Source organism: Algoriphagus iocasae, from assembly GCF_014206875.1.
Lineage (GTDB): Bacteria > Bacteroidota > Bacteroidia > Cytophagales > Cyclobacteriaceae > Algoriphagus > Algoriphagus iocasae.
This window is the reverse complement of record NZ_JACIJO010000002.1, coordinates 1,238,380-1,255,292: the sequence shown is the minus strand read 5'-3', so window position 1 is coordinate 1,255,292 and position 16,913 is coordinate 1,238,380. Positions and strand designations below refer to the sequence as shown.

Genomic DNA, 16,913 nt, shown 5'->3' with positions numbered 1-16,913 from the left:
TTCTAAATCAACTGTCCCACTCTACTGACTACCCTATATTCCAGATCTTTAAACTCTTCGAAATGAGCTTTGCCGCATTTAATTTTCATTTGTTCATCGGGACTTAACTTATAAACATCAACGACTGGAGTTCCTGTATCCTTGGTTTCGGCGACGAAATAGATCTTTTCCTCATTTTCAAATACTACCGCCCAGTCTGGATTATAATTTCCTATTGGCGTTGGGATTTTGAACCAGTTAGGCAATTTGAAATAAAACTTTACCTGTTCGCTGCTTTCGCAATCCTGAGCAAACTGACTCTCAACACCTGAATCCAAAGGGATATATTCTTCATAAATGGTTTTTGAAGAGTCCCTTACCTTGTAGGAAAAGGTATTCAAATAAATTTCTAGTTCCTGAGATTCAAAAAGGGACATTTCATATTCCTTGGTACCAATCTTTTGATATTTAATTCCATCAATCATCAGGTCATGTAGAACCCTCTTGATAGTCTGAATGGATAGATCCAAAAACAATTGTGGATTAATCAAGATATCTTCTATCCTTCCAGACTGAACCAGGATTTGCTCAATAGTAGTTCTGGTCAGTTCAGTTTTACTTTGGATATAGCCCAATACATCAGGAATCTTCCAGGAATAACCACCATATGATTCCAGTTTGTCACCAGCATATTCTGTTTCTACTCCCGCTGTACCCATATTGATCCTAACTTTTGTAGACCGAATAGATGGGGCGTTGATTTTTGGAAGGTCTTTAAGTTGCTTTGCTGCTTTGTCAATCAGATCCTCCGTTTTATAATCCACTTTGTACGTGGTGCGTTTTTTGAGCTTTTCCCAGATATCCAAAAATGCCGGATCCGCCTCAAAGCCCTTCCTGTATTTGATTGCCGTGCGGGTTTGTTTGTTTTTGACTCGTCCGGCAAATGACACACCGCATTCATCCTCGATTTCCTGTTGAAGACTTTTGGCAAAATCCTCATAGGATTCATTCGCAATTACAGTCAGTCTATTGATATTCCGGTCATAGGTTCTTTTTCCGTTCTGATCTACAGCAAGTCTGAGACCTCTTCCGATTTCCTGGCGTTTCTTGATTTCGGATTTGGTTTCATTTAAGGTACATATCTGAAATACATTGGGATTGTCCCAACCTTCCCTCAAAGCAGAATGTGAGAAAATAAATCGAAGCGGATTGGTCAGTCCAAGCAATTTTTCCTTGTCCTTCATGATCAGACTGTAGGTATCATCATCCGCTTTGGTTTCACCCGAGGTATCCTTTATCCTTCCCTTATTGTCTTGGGAAAAGTAGCCATTATGCACATCCTTCAGTGGAAATTTATCCAATTCTTTAAATGTGGGCTTCGCCATAAAATCCGAATAGATCTCCTCAAACCATTGTGCAAACTTTCCTTGGGTAGGAATACCTGAAGCATCATACTGCCTATAGTTAGCAACTTTATCAATAAAAAATAGTGAGAGCACTTTGATGCCTTGTTTGTTGAGAAGCTTCTCCTTTTTTAGATGCTCTTCAACAGTTTTACGGATTTGGAACTTCATCACTTCTTCAGTCAAACCACCCTGGCTATCTCCTTTATAAATGATATTCCCATTGGAAATTGTGATACAGTTATTCGCTGCATCTATTTCTTCAATCAGATATCCATCAGCGTAAGCCTCCCGATCATTCGAAAGCTTGTACAAATCATCTCCTACTGCTACTGTTACAGTTTTCTTTCTCACTCCGCCTTTTTCATTGCTATCTATAGCAAGCTTTGCAGTGACTTTTGTTTTGGTTGCTTTGACCGCTTCTACGGATATAAATGCATCATTAAAAGCATTTTCTTCCATCACTGAATCAACTTCGATTTGCTTCACTAATCCCAAATCATAGGCTTTCACAGGGTTTAAACTATAGCAAAGATTGTATTGATTTCGATGGGTAGCAGAATATCTGAGCGTACACAAACCTTGCAAATTTTCAATTGCTACAGTTCTTTTCTCTGTCTCCATGTTTTGTGGCTCATCTACAATCACCACTGGATGAGTTGATTGGATAAACTCCAATGGTTTTTGGCCATTCAGCTTGTCATTGGGCTTATTGATGATATTTTCATCCTTTGAAAAGGAATCAATATTGATCACCAGAACTTCAATCGTGTTTGTGGTAGCAAAGCCTCTCAGCGATGAAACCTTTGAGCTGTCATAAACTTGGAAATTGAGCGGAGTATTGTCATAGAGCGTTTGAAAATGCTCATGGGTGATTTCCAGATTTTTCAAAACTCCCTCTCTTATTGGCACAGAAGGCACCACGATGACGAATTTCTTAAAACCGTATAGTTTGTTCAATTCATAAATAGATCTCAGATAAACGTATGTTTTACCCGTTCCTGTCTCCATTTCCACGGAAAAGTGCATGCCGTCCAACTTCTTAGAGAGAGGCAAGTCATTATCTGATTGTACTTGTTTCAGATTAGCCAGAATTTGCTCTTCGGAAAGAACAAGGTTATTGCTGACACCATTGATCAAGTTCAGTGTTCCTTCTTCTTGGAGGTTGAACTCTACCAATGAATCCTCTAAAGGTTGGCCTTCAAAAATATCTGTAATGGACTTGACAGCTTTTAGCTGATGTTCTAGGTTTGACTCAAAGCTTAGCTTCATTTCTTCATCTTATCAAATTCCACTTCAATTTCTTCAATAGTCGGAAGACTGCTCTTGAGATTATCCGGTAAGTTTTCGACCAATTTAAGCTCACTCACTCCCATCGGCTTATTGATGTCTCTTAGGGCAAATTCCACTTCGATATTACTTTTGTCTTTGCATAGCAATATCCCGATCGTAGGATTGTCTGCAACATCCTTGACCAAGCTATCTACTGCTGACAAATAGAAATTTAACTTTCCTGCATACTCAGGGATAAATCGTGTGTTTTTCAGCTCTATTACCACATAGCATTTCAGGCGGGTATGGAAAAAAAGCAGATCCAGGTAATAATCGCTTTCTGCAACTTTTAAGTGATACTGGTTTCCTATAAAGGCAAAACCCTTCCCAAGCTCCAATAGGAATTGGGTAATGTGCTGGATCAATTGCTTTTCAATATCCCGCTCTCGATGTTGTGCGTCCAGTGTAAGAAAATCAAAAATATAGGGATCTTTCAGTGTTTGATTTGCAAGATCTGAAAGTGGCGCAGGCAAGGTTTCTTCAAAGTTATTGACTGAATTACCTATCCGACCGAACAAATTGGTTTTGATTTGGGTATCCAATATATCTCTGCTCCAATTGTTGGCGATGCATTGTTCCGCATACCAAAACCGTAGTTCCTTTTCTTTGATTTTCTCGATTAGGAGGATATTGTGACCCCAAGGCAATTTTGCCACAAGCTGTGGCAAAATTGAAGCTTCTGGATATTCCCTGTAAAAGGCCAACATCCTACCTAAATTTCTTTCTGAAAAACCCTTGGTGCCAGGAAGGTCCTTTTGCAAGTCCTTTGACAATTGGGGTATCACACCGGCAGACCAACCCTCTTGGCTTTGCTTTTCAGCGATGGATTTACCAATCTCCCAATACAATAGAATCATCTCAGAATTGACAGCCACAGCGGCCTTGATCTGAGATCTTTGGATTTTTTGTTTGATGTCACTAAAAAGTGACTGATAAGCAAGTAACTCCATGGATTAAATCGTCTTGAATTCTATCCCCGCATCTCTCATTTGCAGGACGGTATTGGTTTTAAGCTGATCATTCTCCTTAAAGATCCTATCCAAAGCAATGACCTTGGAGGGCTTTGCATCGATCACTTCTTTGATCGTGTCTTCGGGAACTTTGTCCAAGATCAAGATTAGCTCTTTTCCATTGATCCAGTAGGCATCTGATCTTTTCTCAATTTGGCTATTGAGATCTTTCCCGCTCTTAAGGAGGAGCTCATAGACCATGCTTTCTTCAGTGGCAGACTCAGCTACTGGATCAACAAAGAGCTTGATCTGCTCGGCCAAAGCCTGGGCACTGTGACCGGAAAGCTGCTTCCATTGCTTGAAGTTGCTATCATCCAACTTAAGTACCTTGAAACCCAGATCCTGGGTTTGTAGCGATTGGATTTTTTCTTGGAGGCTTGCAATTTCTGTTTTGACCTCTCCAGTCGGAATCTCTCCTTCCAGCTTTCTGAGTTTTTGCCTAAGCGAATTGACTTCCTCCTCAATTTCACCTTGGATCTTTTTAGCCGCCCTGCGAATCCGTTCCTTGGAAATATCTGCGATGGTAGAATATCCTGCCCTAAAAGCCTCGCTTTTCTCCTCACAAAGTTCTGGAAGTTGCACACAGATGTGTTTTCGATGACCTCCGTCACTTTTATTTAGATCCATAATTGCATGTGCTGTGCTTGAACTCCCAGCAAAAAAGTCCAATATAATTTCCCCTTTCGAACTTGTTGCACCAATACTAAACAGGTTCTTAAGTAAAGAATGTGGCTTTGGAAACGAAAACACTTTTTCCCCGTCAAAAAGATCCCTAACAGTCATTGACCCTTCAGAGGTAGCATTAACATCCTTTAAAAGGGTTCTATATGGCTTAAATCTACTTTCTTCAGACCTGATTTTTTCATACACAACGTAAGATCCATCATCTCTTTTTACAAACTCAACATTTCCATTTTTGACAAAATTCATCATGTTTTCCTTACCGAATCTCCAACATCCTTCACTTCCATCATTCTTTATTGGGTAAACGTCTTCGCCTTTCGGACCAGGGACAGGAAACCACATAGTAGGCCTATCGACCCTTCTTGAATTGGATCCCCACTTATTTAGCTCTCTTCCCCGTCTATATGCCCCAATTTCATCTTTCTTATCAAGTGGTTCTGAAATAATCTCAACCATTCCAATTTTTAAAAAATGCATATACTTTGAATAACAAATTACATACTCGTGATCCTGAACTACTGTAGTCGAATCACTTCCTCCCCCTTTTTTCGATTGCCATATAAACTGTCCAACAAAATTCTCCTCTCCGAAAATTTCATTCATCAAAAGGCGAAGATTATGGACTTCGTTGTCATCGATGGAAATGAAGATCACTCCATCCTGTCGTAGTAGGTTTTTGGCCAGATAGAGTCTTGGCATCATCATATTGAGCCAATTGCTATGATACTGCCCATTTTCCTTGCTGTTCTTTTTAAACATGCCATCCTTCGTCATGTAGCCATCCTCGTCCTTATCGCCTACACGCTTCTCATAGTCTGCTTTAGTTTCTGAAAACTTGTCGGGATAGATAAAAGAGTCATTACCGGTATTATAGGGAGGGTCGATGTAGATCATTTTGACCTTGCCAAAGTAACTCTTCTGGAGCACCTTCAGCACTTCCAAATTCTCCCCTTCGATGAAGATGTTTTGGGTTTCATCAAAGTTTACGCTTTCATCTTTGGCAGGAACCAGAGTTTTAGTGGAAGGTATTTGAAGTATCTTAAAAGCATCACTTTTTCCAGCCCAGTTGAGCACATAGCGTTCATTTGAAAAATTGATGTTTTCACCTAAAGTGGCTTTGAGCTTTTCCCAATCGATCTGATTTTCGGTAAAAACCTCAGGAAGTACTTCCCTCAAAGCTTTCAATTTTTCTTCAGTGGGTGAAAGGCTCTTTCCATCCATTTCTTGTGTAGTATGATCTGACATTCGTCTTTTATCTTTTGCTGTTTTTCAATTGGACTGATTTGCAGGATTTTGATCCACCAGGAGATCTTTGGCGCTTACTTGGAGGATTTTGGCGATTTCAAAAAGAATTTCCAAACGGGGCTGTTGACGGTTTTGGACGTAGCTATTGACCATATTGTAGCTTTTCCCCAGCTGCTCTGCAAGCCAAGTTTGGGTAATACCCTTTTCCTCAAGCACTTCTTTAATCCTGTTCATCTCTTTAATAAGTCCGAAACTAAAAATAGAGAAAAAAACCAATTATCTCATTTTTTGAGATAGGCCTTTTAATACAAACTTCATATTTAATGAGTACTAAGAATCGGTTCAAGAGAATTGGTGAGCAAAGATCTGATTGACTTATACTCTCTTTAAACTGACAAATTGTGTCATCCTTTCAAAAATATCTGTTGGAGGTAAGCATCTGGGAATCTGAGAAAAGAAGAAATAAGTTAATTTTAGCCGATTTGAAATATCCATTCTTCATTGTCACTAAAACTTCCTCTCAATGACAAGAATTATTTGTGATACCATGATTTGGTATGAATTGAGCAAAAATACAATTCAGGTTCCCGACCCAAATCAATACACTCTAGTATGCACAAAGCTTTCATTAATGGAATTGGCATTTTCGCCAAACAACCTAATAAAACTAGCAGAGGTACAAGCAGCAATACGAGAAATTGTAAAAGTTAAACCACAAATCATTTTGCATTACCCTTGGGATCATGCTACCTCATTAATTGATAAGGATTTTGAATCTGCTTTTAAAATTGAGGAAGATTTCACAATGGGTTTCCTAAGAGTTCTGCTTAATCATCCAAAAGAAGGATTGATCTCGAATAGCTTTAAAGATAAACTTGAAAATATAGCCTCTATTCGAAGAAAGAATTTTGGCGAATGGGCTCATTTCTTGAATGACCTAAATAATCTCGACAATGATGTAAAAAGGGCTCTAAAAAAATATTCAGATGCGACTCGGCATTTACTTGATTTTAAAAAGTGGTTTATACACAAATTGAACGAAAGGGAATTGGGCACATATTCCGTTGACACATTTCCTTGGGAGCAATTTGAATTCTATACCTCAATTGGGGCATCCTATATGAGAAAAATGATGTTTTCTAGGATGAAGGCGGATGGAAACGATGAAAATGATCTAAGAAATATGATTTACGCCCAGCCTGGAGATAAATATTGGACTCTGGAGAAAAGGTGGAACAACCTTGCTAAAGAAGCAAAAATGACGAAATATTTATATCAGCACAATGAATAATATTTTTATATAAAAACATCTTTACTTATTTACATTTTTAAGAACTCTCATAAAAATTAATCGTAAACTAATACTATAGACCATCAAGTAAACTATCTGGTTATGTGGCCAACAATAAAATTTTTAGGAACAATATTCATCAGCTTCATTGCAATGATTGGGGCATTGGGAGCAGAAAATCCTTTTCCACTTTTTGCAGTTGCCTGGGGAGTGTGGATCCTTTATATCCTGAGCCTACGAGCAAAAAGAAAAAAGGAACTAGACAGAGAAAGGCTAATCAGAGAAATCCTAGATAAACTCTAGAATCCAAAAAGGAATTTCAAAGAAGCGAAAGATCCCAACAGAAAAAAACAAAACGAACCAAAGCTAACCAATGTAAAGCCCATTCTGGAAAGAAAGGGCTTTTTTAGGTGTGAATCTTGGATCAGGGAAAGGGCAAATCCAGTTCCAAGAAATAATATCACGATTAGCAAAGATTCCGACATATTGGTTTAAGTGATTTAGCCTAAGAAAAGTTAAGTTAGTAAAAACCGAAGCATAAGAAAAAGAGGGGAAATTACTCCTCCCCCTCAGCTTGAATTCCAAGTATGTAATTGGCTGCTTGGTGTGCCTTTTGTGCTGCATAGATCAGCATTTTTGGATCATCCTTTAGAGGCTTGAGCCATCCTTTGAGGTAAGCCAAGGAATTTTTAAAATTGACTTCTTTAATTCCAGCGTAAGCATTTAGAAAGCTTGCTCCCATTTCCGCAACTAATTCTTCCTTAGAATATTCTGCAGATTGGTACCCCACCAAAGCAGGTCTTTCTGAAAATCTACCTAATCTTCTTGAATGACCCGTAGAATGGATTGCCTCATGAAAAAGCACGGAATAAAATTGCTCCTCCCCTTGGAAAGCTTCTTTCTCGGGCATATTGATATAATCATTGACAGGGCTGTAATAAGCTTCATTGCCTTGATAAACGGTATTTGGGCAATCACTGTAACCTGAAATAATAGCCTCGCAGGTTTCGATTGGCGAAAAAACTCGCTCCTCCTCGGTGTTTTGTATTGAAAAATCGATCCCTTCTATTTGATCGATGTTGAAAACCGTCCAGATAAAGGGGGTAAACTTCCTGCCCAAAACATCCTCGTTTTCGCCTTCTTCATTAGTAGTCTTTTCCTTGACAAACTTGGAGATCTTCCAGAATACAACCTTTGTTCCTTTTTCATCCTTTTTTACATTTCCACCCAATTGCTTTGCTTGTTTGAAGGTTAGGAAATAAGGAGTACTAAATTTCTTTGAAGTTGTCACCCAGGCAAGCCACAGTGCATTAAAACCTGTATAAACTCTGTCTGAAGCATAATTTTTCGGCCCATTTCTAGGGTTCCAAACTTGCTCCCAAGTAAGGTTTTCATTTTGGATTCCCTCGATGATTTCATTGGTGACAGTCTCCGCTAGTTTGTTGAAGTTTTCCCAAGCTTTCATTTTGATTGATTTTTAAGTGATAAAAAGGAATTTGTCCTAGCCAAAGCATCCACACTCATATCCAAGGATGTTAGGAAACTCGACCCGACAACTACTGAGCTTTTCCCGAAAGTCAGGACAGCATTGTTTTTTTGGGAGAGCGGGGATATTTGACTGAGAAGTGACATTTTTTTTATCCACTGGTGTTGAGGTACCGACCGACAAGCGTCTATGGAAAACTGGGTTCTGGGCATGGCAAAAACCTGAATGAAAAAGTCGGAGGCAGTCCGTAGGAAACAGTCTTTTTCACATCAGGGCGAAGCGAATTTTTGACGATCCCAGATTCTGGTTTTCATCTTTGCTTGATTGGGCGGACTTAACGCCAGTAAAAACCCGGAACGGATCAGACAACCCGCTTGGAAGAAAAACGCTCCCTGACGTTCGAAAAGAAAAGCGGACAACGGCTTGCCCCCCAAAAGGAGGCTTGGGCTACTGCTTCACCAATAGGACTTCCCAATTAACAGGCTTGACGGGAAATGAGTAAAGGCTGAGTGAAGTGAAGCGGTAGCCTTGGGGAGTGAAAGCTCTCTCCGGAAATGAGGAGTAAGGAGCATTCATTTAAAAAATGTCGTGAAAGAATCTGAATAGAGGGAGTGAGCGAAACGAAGAATAGGCTTAGGGATAGAAGTGGAAATCCTTTCTCAGCGAAGGCCTGGGGCTCACAGAGAAAGATTGAGAGCGGATAGCCTGACCGAAAGGAAGCCCCTATAAATCGATAGTATTCTTAAAAATCCCCACCTTTACACTTCAAATTCATAACCATGTCCACTCCTATCCACGTCAGCAAAAAGCTAGAGAAATTGATCCAAAAGGATATCACGCCTTCGGTTGGTGATGAGAATACAGCGATCTTGGGAAAATGGAATGCTACGGTATTTTATGTCAACCGAAGGAAAAACTGGTTGCTATACAACCCCAAAACCCACTATTCTCTGATACTGGAAAACCTCACTGCCAAAGATCTTCCAAACATTCGTGAGAAAATCAGCCAAGAGCTTCAACTACAGCTAACGGTCGATGGAATCAATGCAACTCAAGAACAAGTCAATTGGCTCTTGGACGAAATTAGATTCCACTCCACAGATGGAGATCGCAGTGCCTTGGGATACATAAACCAGATTATGTTCACTCTTGAATGCCATCTGGACGGAGCATTCTATCGAAGCCTAGCCCAAATTAACGCCTACCTAAACGACAGTATCTTCAGTCTGGACGGTGTTTCCAAATACACCAACATAACCAAACCGAGGAAGGAAATGGAAAAAATTCTTACAAATTATCTCGCTTCAGGTCAGGAAAAGCCCATTGATCCAGGCCTCTTAAATTGATTGGTTATTTACGGCAACTTCCATTAGCTGTGTTTTCCAATAACTCGCCCATTTATGAAGTAAAAAGAGAGCCCTAAAGCTCTCCCTCATCAGCAAAGGAATAATATCCCTCTGATGTCATGATCAAATGATCCAACACTGGAATATCCAGAATATTTCCAGCTTGCTTGATTCTCTGAGTCAATCTTTTATCCTGTTCTGATGGCAGTAAATTTCCAGAGGGATGATTGTGGGCAAGCACGATTGATTGGGCAGCACTTTTAATGGCAGCTGCATAGACCAGTTTTACATCAACTACGGTTCCGGCTGTGCCTCCAGAGCTAATGGTTACAATTCCCAGCACTCGATTGGCTCTGGATAGCAGCATTACTTTAAAGTCTTCAACAAACTCAATTCTATCTTCTTCCCAGGCTTGGGCAAATACTTCATATACTTGTCTGGACGAACCCACTTTAGGACGAAGTGAGTTTTTTACTTTAGCACTATAGCTCAGCTTAATCTCAGCTACTTCAAACAAATCAATTTTTCTTTCTGTAGTCTCCATAATCTTTTTCGTTTTTGTGGAACAATGAATTATGAAGCTTCATCAGGCCGTGGGCGACAAAGACCGAAAGGCAAAGGAATAAAAAGCGCAGCACAGCAAGCGGCTTTATGTCGGAAGCTTACGGTCACCCAGAGCCCAAAGGACTAACTTTCTGAGGAATTCTAGATGCAAAAAACTCTTACTATCTTCTAGCTTTTGAACTATCGAGACCAAATGGATAGGGAATAAATGAGAGGTTTTGGGCAGACCGTGTTTATGAGGTAATCTATTGGCGGCTTCAGAAATGAGTGATGAATTTCTTCCATTATTGTATGGATGATAACTCAAAATTTGAATAGAATGAGAATGGATAAGTCAGAGTATCGAAAAATTTTTAGTTTAAATGGAATTCGGTAGATTTTGAGGATGAATTTAGAACCAAGAAAAAGGAAACTTCAGACACGCATTACCTTATTCACATGGATTGGTGGAATTTCTGCTGTAGCGGCACTTATCCCATTAATCTGGGCAGGTTTCCAAGTATTCCAAAGTCACTCCTTTTTCCGAGAGAATGAACTTGGAGATTTTATAGGTGGAACTTCGGGAACATTCGCTTCTTTTGCAGCACTAGCATTTGTATATGTTGGTTTCCTAGGCCAGCAACTCCAAATTCTAATGCAACAGGAAGAATTGGAAATGAATCGTCAGGAGCTCAAAGACACAAGAGTGGAAATCAAAGGTCAAAAGGAGCAATTGGAATTACAAAATAAATTCAATTCCGAGACGCAAATCAAAAACACATTTTTCAAACTACTCGACACCTATACTCTAACAAAGTCACAAGTTTCTTACCACAATCTTATAGACTATCACCGCGAACTTGCACATTTCGAGGCAGAGACTCGAAAATACCCTGCTTCTGATATTTCTAAATACAAACCGAAAATAAAATCGATTAAGGAAGATATTGCCTTCGAAAACATATTATACTACCTAGAAGAATGGTCTATAAACCACTGGAAATAAACCATACCTCCTGATTTCCTAGAAAGGAATAATTACCATTATTTACCAAAAAGAGAAGATTTCACTTTTGACAATTCATCCGTCGAAGAACTTTCATTTCTTATCAGAGCAATATCGGACGAAAAGTCGATTGGAGCTTACTTGCGAATTCTTCCGATTATCATTGATTTTTCAATACAATCAAATTTGAAAAATGAACTTCATGTGCTTGAAGCTCTAATGGGAAAGTATGAAAGAATATATTGTTTTTATTGGCTATATGCGTTTAGGCCCTTTGAAAAACTAGACATTATAAAAGAGGTTAGACTATTTCAGTCCGTCTCGCCAAAGCATTTATTATCCAGGAACCACTTAAACTTACTTATTGATAATTAACAGTCCCAGAATCATCATTTCATCCTCGCTAGGAATATTCTCTAAAGAAAAATCAAAATCTTCTGAAAAATTGATAGCGCTAATTTTTTCTACCCTACCGCCATCATAAAAACATATGAAAAAACATCGTCTATATCCTCATCTCGTTTTGATAATAGTACCCTATCTTATTGCATATGGACCATTTAGAATTGGTGAGGACAATTCGTCAAGACTGATAATAATATCCTTTATGGTAACCCATCTAGGGACATATCTTTTGGCCTTTCAAGCAGAGGGCATTAAACGTGCACTAGCCAAGAAGGAGGTCTTCGAACACTTTATAGGAAAAACTTTTTTAATGGTGATTTATATCTCCTTTTACTTTACTGCATACTACCATTCTATCTATATCTCAGATCCAAACACATTTTCAGGAGTAAAGCCCAGTGGATTTTTTTATGACTTTGTACAACTCTATTTCTTCAGCTCAGGTATAACTTTACTGTCGGGATTTTCTCCTATTGAGCCAGCTTCATTATATAGCCAGACAATGATCTATCTTCATAGTCTAGTAATGTTTATTGCAATTGTGATTTTAGTTGCCAATTATAGAGATACGGCTACACTTTCGTTTATAAAAAGTCCGGAAGACTACGACTCTGAAGAAGAAAAAAATGACGGAAAAAAGGGTGATATTGAGAATCATACTTAAAAACAACTATGCTATTTATCCAAAAATATGATGAAACAGTTCTACCTGAGGACTTTCACTATATCAATAATATCTGTGCAATTTTATATGACCAGATTGTAGATGTGTATAGGTATTCAGACTATGAAAAATTTACAACTCAGAAAATAGACTTTAGCGGGAAATTTAGTAAGGAAGATTTAGAAGATATTAAATCAGAAGATGACCTTGTGAAATTCCTACTAGATAATAATCTCAGAAGGGAATTAAATGACACAATTACAAAGAAAATCTGTTCAGCAGTCATATCAGATTTTAGCAATTTTGTTTATGAAGCAATATCTTCAGCGCAAAAATGCAAAACCACTGTCGCTTTTGCATTATTAAGAAAGCCATTTACTGATGAACTTACAATTTTGGAACGTTTATTAGTTGACCCTAATGGGTTTATTGAAAATTTTTATATCGAAGGAGATATTAGCAAGTATGACCCATCAAGTGATAGAGGTAAAAATAAAATAGATCATTTCAAATTAATCGATGATTGTAAGAAAAAGATGAAATATAACCTCTTGATTTTTTCTTCATTGGTTTATGATATTAGATACGATAAGTCCTTCAAAGGTGCAATTCAAGAGCTTACAAATAAGTCAATACATGTGGTCACAAATCATAGGCACTATCAAACCGAAGCCAAAGACTTAAATTTTATTTTTGATGCAGTATCAAATGTAGATCAGTATTTACACGCATTCTATACCAACTGTTACTATTTACTATTGTATTCTGCCTCTGTGATTGATGAACTTTACTTTAGATACTTAACTGATCATGAACATAAAACTTTAAGAAAATCTAAAGCATTAAGGCGATTAATAAGTATGGTTCTGGTCAGGGATTTCAGAGAAGATGAATCAAACATTAATATTTTAGAGATAATTCTGAGCATTTTTGAAAAAAATAAAATAACATGTTCAAGATGCAATTTTGAGTTCACCCCTACAGGAACAGATTTAGAATATTACTTTTTTGAAGAAAACATAAAATGCCCTCAGTGTCTTGATTATACTATCAACTCTGACAAAGAGTTAGAATCCTTTGTATCAAGATTCGAAATTATCTTAAATGTAAAAAATACTGAATAAAACTTACCAAGTTACTGTATTACAGTAATTCAAGATTTTGGGTATTAAGTTGATGAAAGACCAGTTTGGTTAAAGTCGATTAGAACTAAATAGTTTTCTCGAAAATTCGTTTTTATATATTAGAATTCTCAGATAAATAAAAGCCCCGAAGGGCTTTTGATCAAGACTCTTCCGATTCTGGCTCTTTGACAGAAACATAAACCGTGTGAGTTTTCCCGAACTGATCTGGTTCTTTCAGCTCAGCGACGTTGAATTTGACGTAGGTTTCTCCTTCGTATTCGAAGCTGTGGTTTTGAAGTTCAGCCATGTTGAGGCTTACTTCGACTATTTCCATGTTTTCGACTTTCTTGCCTTTTCCGATGTACTTTTTTGAGAATGCCATAGTATTTTGGTTTTAGTTAAAATTTATGCAGGTCATTTAGGACGGTCTGGAAAGTGATCAAAAATTAGAAGTTAAAAACTGGGAGGTAGTCCGTAGGAAACCCTGTTTTTTGAAAAATTCTGCTAGAAGCTCCAATTTTTTGAAACTGACAGGCAGTTCGACCTTTGTGCATACAATTGGATAAAACCAGAATGGGGCATTAGAATTCATCGACATGAAAGGCAGTTGAATGGAAAATATGCCTCGTAGCTAAATCAATCAATATTGATCTCATCTGCCAAAGGAACAGAAGTCTGATCTGAGGGCAATGCCTCATAATCGTATTCTCTATATACTTCTCCATCTGCCAAAACTCGAATACTAGCAGACATCAGATCAAACGTATCATCAGTATTTCTATCCAATGGAACAGCATTAAATACAAATCCCAAGCTGTGGATATCGGAAGTGGATTGAACCTCAAGAGAACTCGCTGAAGGTTCATACGTAACGGTGTAAGAATTCCCTTGTTCAATTATCTGAGTCCACTCCAAAGCAGAAGGTTCAATCAATTGGGGAGTGACAAAAGTGGATGTGCCGCTCAGCATGGTATGAACTGTAAAAGTCACCAGGTAATCAGAATAATCTCCTCCCATTTCGACTTCAATGGTCACGTCTTTTTCCACCAATTTGGGTTCTTCATCTTCGGAGGAACAGGCGAAGAATAGGCTGGCAAGAACAAAAAGTAAAAGGTAATTCAGTTTTTTCATTGTGGAATTGGTTTAGTAATCGTAAGGATGCTGATTGCTAAATATAGCAAAACCATATTATTTAACCACATCCCAAGCCTGTTGATTGAGTCCGTAAAAAGACTCAACTGCTTTCTTTTTGGGCTTGAAAGTCCGTACTGTTTGCCTCACTCCTTGCGATATGCAATAGGTTCGTAGCGAAAATGATTGAATGGATTCTGAAGAAACTTTCTTCGCATTTTCGAACTTAACAAGATCATTGCTCAAACGGTAGGAACAATATCGATCATGGATTAAGTCCTGAACTTTGCAATCCATCACTCTACCCAAAACCGATGAACCGAATACCGTATTGATTTTGGCTCTTTTGGCGATTTCCTCGAATGATTTTTTCAAAAGGCACTCATCAAAAGCTGCACCCACAACCATAAAACCCGCCTCCTCAAATGAAATCCTAGCCCTAAACTGGTTGGTAAAAAAAATCAAGGAAGCATAGGAATCCGAGACAAAAACCGAGCGTGTGGTCTCGGAAAAATTTAGACTTGAAATCCCATAGGAAGCTCGTTTATTATGATAAAGACTGAGAACCTCTTGATCGACAAGCTTACCGTTTTGATCAAAAAAATCAAATAGGACCTGCCCATTCTCATCTTGAACGGCATGCATGGAAAAAAGGCGCTGAATATCCTTTTCAACGCCCTTGTAAGTCAAAATATCAAATGTCCCGTTCCTGGTCATTGTCTTGCTCTCCACTTTTCTTTCTTGGATTTCTTCCTTCTTCAGTGTCGATACTGTTTAGCCGCTTGATTTTGTTGATATCAAAATCATCTCGGACTTCTTTTGGGAGATTATCATCAGCGGAAATTTTGGAATATTCCTCCTTGATATTGTTTAAGTCACGGACTGCATCTTTGTCATTAGGATTTCTGGAAATTCTACGTTCTACTTGTTTTTGAACCTGTTTGACAGCTTGCAAATAGCCTTTACTATAAGCCTTTTCTTCCTGGCTTTCCTTACCCAACATCTTTTGCACACCTGTGATCAGCAAGTAAGATATCCCTCCATCAAGCAATACCGATAGGACTAAACCCCGATTGTTGGACCGAATGCCTTTGGGTGCAGAAGGTGAAAGTTGAAATTCGGTACCGTCTCCTAATGCCACGACTTCTCCTTCCTTGTATTTCTTTTTTTGCTGCGGACTAAGCGCTTCCCCATTGACCTCTTGATGAGCTGTAATATCCCTGGGATTGTAAGACAGAAATTGCTTGGTTCGATGATCGTACTCTATGATTTCTGACTGAATATTCCCATCCTTATCCACGTAGCTTTTCTTCAAGTTTGCCAATTTCTTCTTGACCAATTGATTTCGTTCTGATTCGCTCAAATCTGGATGAGGGTTCGCTTCTCTATAGACAGGATCAATTCGTAAGGACGGGTTCCCATCTTCTCCTCGAACTATGGAAAGTCTTGCCGGCAGCTTATCTATCTGGATCTCTTTCCCCTTCAAATCTTTCAATTCGACGATATCAGTCATTTTCCCATTTTTCAAGGCATGGACTTCTTTTTCCGGAATGGTAAAATTTCCGTCTTTGACGATTCCGAAAATCTCCAAATCCCTCATTGGTAATGCACTTTGATTTTTCATATTGTTATTGGTTTGATATATAGGTTAATAGCTCTTCTTTACTCGAAATCCTGGAAATCATCTGGATGAAAAGCGTAGGGCTGATGTACTTCTGCCCCTTTTTGATGGTCAAATGAAGATGATCCCCTGTTGACCTTCCTGTACTTCCAGAAATTCCGAGCACAGAACCTGGTAAAACACTTTCGCCTTTCGATACAGACACATAGGATAGATGACCGTAAACAGCCTCGTACTTTCCGTGCTGTACTTTGATAAAGTTTCCCAAAAGTGGATCTGTTCCTACCGATTCAACTCTACCGTGCAGCATAGAATAGACTTTGGATCTATTGGTTTTAAGATCAATTCCTCGATGAAAGGAGCGATCCTTAGTAATCGGGTCAATCCGATGTCCATACCTCGATGTCACGGAAAAGCTATCCAATGGGAGAGAGGCGAGCAAAACCTTATTCTCTTTTTCAATCGGCTGAATCAGTTGGGAATAATTGCCCAAATTATCCGGGACTGTTTCTAGGGAAACTGCCTGTCGCATCACTTTTACTTTAGGAATTCCCTTTTGGAATTGATGGGTATTGAATTGTGCAAATCCATTCTGAGAGGCAAGAAGAAAAAGAGCCATACCTATAGTCCAATTCATAGAAGT

At 38.6% G+C, this 16,913-nt stretch carries 17 protein-coding genes; 6 read left to right on the top strand and 11 right to left on the bottom strand.

The features are described 5' to 3' along the window. Nucleotides 1-2 precede the first annotated feature (2 nt). From FHS59_RS12830 to FHS59_RS12815, 4 genes are read right to left on the bottom strand one after another with little or no spacing between them, the layout of a single operon-like run. Nucleotides 3-2,654: a restriction endonuclease gene (locus FHS59_RS12830; RefSeq protein WP_184495530.1), complete on the bottom strand. Its 2,652-nt coding sequence runs from the start codon at nucleotides 2,652-2,654 to the stop codon at nucleotides 3-5. After that, a complete protein-coding gene (locus FHS59_RS12825) occupies nucleotides 2,651-3,664 on the bottom strand; it encodes a PDDEXK nuclease domain-containing protein (RefSeq protein WP_184495529.1) in 1,014 nt (337 codons plus the stop codon). Before FHS59_RS12825 ends, FHS59_RS12830 begins: the two co-directional genes overlap by 4 nt. A gap of 3 nt (nucleotides 3,665-3,667) precedes the next feature. Then, the gene (locus tag FHS59_RS12820; RefSeq protein ID WP_221444498.1) at nucleotides 3,668-5,653 is read right to left on the bottom strand and encodes a DNA methyltransferase; all 1,986 of its coding nucleotides are present in this window, start codon (nucleotides 5,651-5,653) and stop codon (nucleotides 3,668-3,670) included. Between the two features lie 24 nt (nucleotides 5,654-5,677). Further along, nucleotides 5,678-5,887 carry a helix-turn-helix transcriptional regulator gene (locus tag FHS59_RS12815; RefSeq protein WP_091692286.1) on the bottom strand — a complete coding sequence of 70 codons (210 nt, stop codon included), beginning with the start codon at nucleotides 5,885-5,887 and terminating at the stop codon, nucleotides 5,678-5,680. A gap of 289 nt (nucleotides 5,888-6,176) precedes the next feature. Between FHS59_RS12815 and FHS59_RS12810 the strand changes: the two genes are divergently transcribed. Continuing rightward, a complete protein-coding gene (locus FHS59_RS12810) occupies nucleotides 6,177-6,944 on the top strand; it encodes a hypothetical protein (protein ID WP_184495528.1) in 768 nt (255 codons plus the stop codon). A 102-nt stretch (nucleotides 6,945-7,046) separates the two neighbouring features. After that, a complete protein-coding gene (locus FHS59_RS12805) occupies nucleotides 7,047-7,247 on the top strand; it encodes a hypothetical protein (RefSeq protein ID WP_184495527.1) in 201 nt (66 codons plus the stop codon). A gap of 253 nt (nucleotides 7,248-7,500) precedes the next feature. On the opposite strand, the gene FHS59_RS12800 is transcribed toward FHS59_RS12805, so the two are convergent. Next, nucleotides 7,501-8,409, bottom strand: coding sequence for an ArdC family protein (locus FHS59_RS12800; RefSeq protein ID WP_184495526.1), 909 nt, complete (start codon nucleotides 8,407-8,409; stop codon nucleotides 7,501-7,503). Between the two features lie 800 nt (nucleotides 8,410-9,209). On the opposite strand from FHS59_RS12800, the gene FHS59_RS12795 reads away from it, so the two are divergent. Further along, on the top strand, nucleotides 9,210-9,776 hold the full coding sequence (locus FHS59_RS12795; RefSeq protein ID WP_184495525.1) for a DUF6933 domain-containing protein: 567 nt from the start codon (nucleotides 9,210-9,212) through the stop codon (nucleotides 9,774-9,776). Nucleotides 9,777-9,849: 73 nt separating this feature from the next. On the opposite strand, the gene FHS59_RS12790 is transcribed toward FHS59_RS12795, so the two are convergent. Further along, nucleotides 9,850-10,320 (bottom strand): JAB domain-containing protein, encoded by a 471-nt coding sequence (locus FHS59_RS12790; protein ID WP_184495524.1) that lies wholly within the window; start codon nucleotides 10,318-10,320, stop codon nucleotides 9,850-9,852. A gap of 405 nt (nucleotides 10,321-10,725) precedes the next feature. On the opposite strand from FHS59_RS12790, the gene FHS59_RS12785 reads away from it, so the two are divergent. From FHS59_RS12785 to FHS59_RS12775, 3 genes are all read left to right on the top strand, one after another. Beyond that, complete coding sequence (locus tag FHS59_RS12785; RefSeq protein WP_184495523.1) at nucleotides 10,726-11,325, top strand: hypothetical protein; 600 nt, start codon at nucleotides 10,726-10,728, stop codon at nucleotides 11,323-11,325. Between the two features lie 607 nt (nucleotides 11,326-11,932). Then, complete coding sequence (locus tag FHS59_RS12780; RefSeq protein ID WP_184495522.1) at nucleotides 11,933-12,394, top strand: hypothetical protein; 462 nt, start codon at nucleotides 11,933-11,935, stop codon at nucleotides 12,392-12,394. A gap of 8 nt (nucleotides 12,395-12,402) precedes the next feature. After that, nucleotides 12,403-13,518 (top strand): hypothetical protein, encoded by a 1,116-nt coding sequence (locus FHS59_RS12775; protein ID WP_184495521.1) that lies wholly within the window; start codon nucleotides 12,403-12,405, stop codon nucleotides 13,516-13,518. Between the two features lie 160 nt (nucleotides 13,519-13,678). Here the strand turns inward: FHS59_RS12775 and FHS59_RS12770 are convergent, their stop codons facing one another. The 5 genes from FHS59_RS12770 to FHS59_RS12750 all read right to left on the bottom strand — a co-directional run bounded on the left by FHS59_RS12770 (nucleotide 13,679) and on the right by FHS59_RS12750 (nucleotide 16,907). Continuing rightward, nucleotides 13,679-13,900: a hypothetical protein gene (locus tag FHS59_RS12770; protein WP_184495520.1), complete on the bottom strand. Its 222-nt coding sequence runs from the start codon at nucleotides 13,898-13,900 to the stop codon at nucleotides 13,679-13,681. Nucleotides 13,901-14,154: 254 nt separating this feature from the next. Further along, entirely contained in the window at nucleotides 14,155-14,649 is a 495-nt protein-coding gene (locus tag FHS59_RS12765; RefSeq protein ID WP_091692294.1) for a hypothetical protein, read from the bottom strand. 57 nt (nucleotides 14,650-14,706) lie between these two features. Continuing rightward, nucleotides 14,707-15,366: a hypothetical protein gene (locus tag FHS59_RS12760; RefSeq protein ID WP_139235861.1), complete on the bottom strand. Its 660-nt coding sequence runs from the start codon at nucleotides 15,364-15,366 to the stop codon at nucleotides 14,707-14,709. Beyond that, the gene (locus FHS59_RS12755) at nucleotides 15,344-16,273 is read right to left on the bottom strand and encodes a DUF4099 domain-containing protein (protein ID WP_091692296.1); all 930 of its coding nucleotides are present in this window, start codon (nucleotides 16,271-16,273) and stop codon (nucleotides 15,344-15,346) included. The genes FHS59_RS12760 and FHS59_RS12755 overlap by 23 nt, the downstream gene beginning before the upstream one ends. 4 nt (nucleotides 16,274-16,277) lie before the next feature. After that, nucleotides 16,278-16,907, bottom strand: coding sequence for a M23 family metallopeptidase (locus FHS59_RS12750; protein WP_184495519.1), 630 nt, complete (start codon nucleotides 16,905-16,907; stop codon nucleotides 16,278-16,280). Nucleotides 16,908-16,913 lie beyond the last annotated feature (6 nt).

What these genes read in the sequence shown, in the direction of transcription:
- FHS59_RS12755 (WP_091692296.1), bottom strand. Translation starts at nt 16,273, where the DNA reads ATGAAAAATCAAAGTGCATTACCAATGAGGGATTTGGAGATTTTCGGA.
- FHS59_RS12815 (WP_091692286.1), bottom strand. Translation starts at nt 5,887, where the DNA reads ATGAACAGGATTAAAGAAGTGCTTGAGGAAAAGGGTATTACCCAAACT.
- FHS59_RS12780 (WP_184495522.1), top strand. Translation starts at nt 11,933, where the DNA reads ATGGTAACCCATCTAGGGACATATCTTTTGGCCTTTCAAGCAGAGGGC.
- FHS59_RS12790 (WP_184495524.1), bottom strand. Translation starts at nt 10,320, where the DNA reads ATGGAGACTACAGAAAGAAAAATTGATTTGTTTGAAGTAGCTGAGATT.
- FHS59_RS12820 (WP_221444498.1), bottom strand. Translation starts at nt 5,653, where the DNA reads ATGTCAGATCATACTACACAAGAAATGGATGGAAAGAGCCTTTCACCC.
- FHS59_RS12770 (WP_184495520.1), bottom strand. Translation starts at nt 13,900, where the DNA reads ATGGCATTCTCAAAAAAGTACATCGGAAAAGGCAAGAAAGTCGAAAAC.
- FHS59_RS12795 (WP_184495525.1), top strand. Translation starts at nt 9,210, where the DNA reads ATGTCCACTCCTATCCACGTCAGCAAAAAGCTAGAGAAATTGATCCAA.
- FHS59_RS12785 (WP_184495523.1), top strand. Translation starts at nt 10,726, where the DNA reads ATGAATTTAGAACCAAGAAAAAGGAAACTTCAGACACGCATTACCTTA.
- FHS59_RS12805 (WP_184495527.1), top strand. Translation starts at nt 7,047, where the DNA reads ATGTGGCCAACAATAAAATTTTTAGGAACAATATTCATCAGCTTCATT.
- FHS59_RS12825 (WP_184495529.1), bottom strand. Translation starts at nt 3,664, where the DNA reads ATGGAGTTACTTGCTTATCAGTCACTTTTTAGTGACATCAAACAAAAA.
- FHS59_RS12750 (WP_184495519.1), bottom strand. Translation starts at nt 16,907, where the DNA reads ATGAATTGGACTATAGGTATGGCTCTTTTTCTTCTTGCCTCTCAGAAT.
- FHS59_RS12810 (WP_184495528.1), top strand. Translation starts at nt 6,177, where the DNA reads ATGACAAGAATTATTTGTGATACCATGATTTGGTATGAATTGAGCAAA.
- FHS59_RS12800 (WP_184495526.1), bottom strand. Translation starts at nt 8,409, where the DNA reads ATGAAAGCTTGGGAAAACTTCAACAAACTAGCGGAGACTGTCACCAAT.
- FHS59_RS12765 (WP_091692294.1), bottom strand. Translation starts at nt 14,649, where the DNA reads ATGAAAAAACTGAATTACCTTTTACTTTTTGTTCTTGCCAGCCTATTC.
- FHS59_RS12775 (WP_184495521.1), top strand. Translation starts at nt 12,403, where the DNA reads ATGCTATTTATCCAAAAATATGATGAAACAGTTCTACCTGAGGACTTT.
- FHS59_RS12760 (WP_139235861.1), bottom strand. Translation starts at nt 15,366, where the DNA reads ATGACCAGGAACGGGACATTTGATATTTTGACTTACAAGGGCGTTGAA.
- FHS59_RS12830 (WP_184495530.1), bottom strand. Translation starts at nt 2,654, where the DNA reads ATGAAGCTAAGCTTTGAGTCAAACCTAGAACATCAGCTAAAAGCTGTC.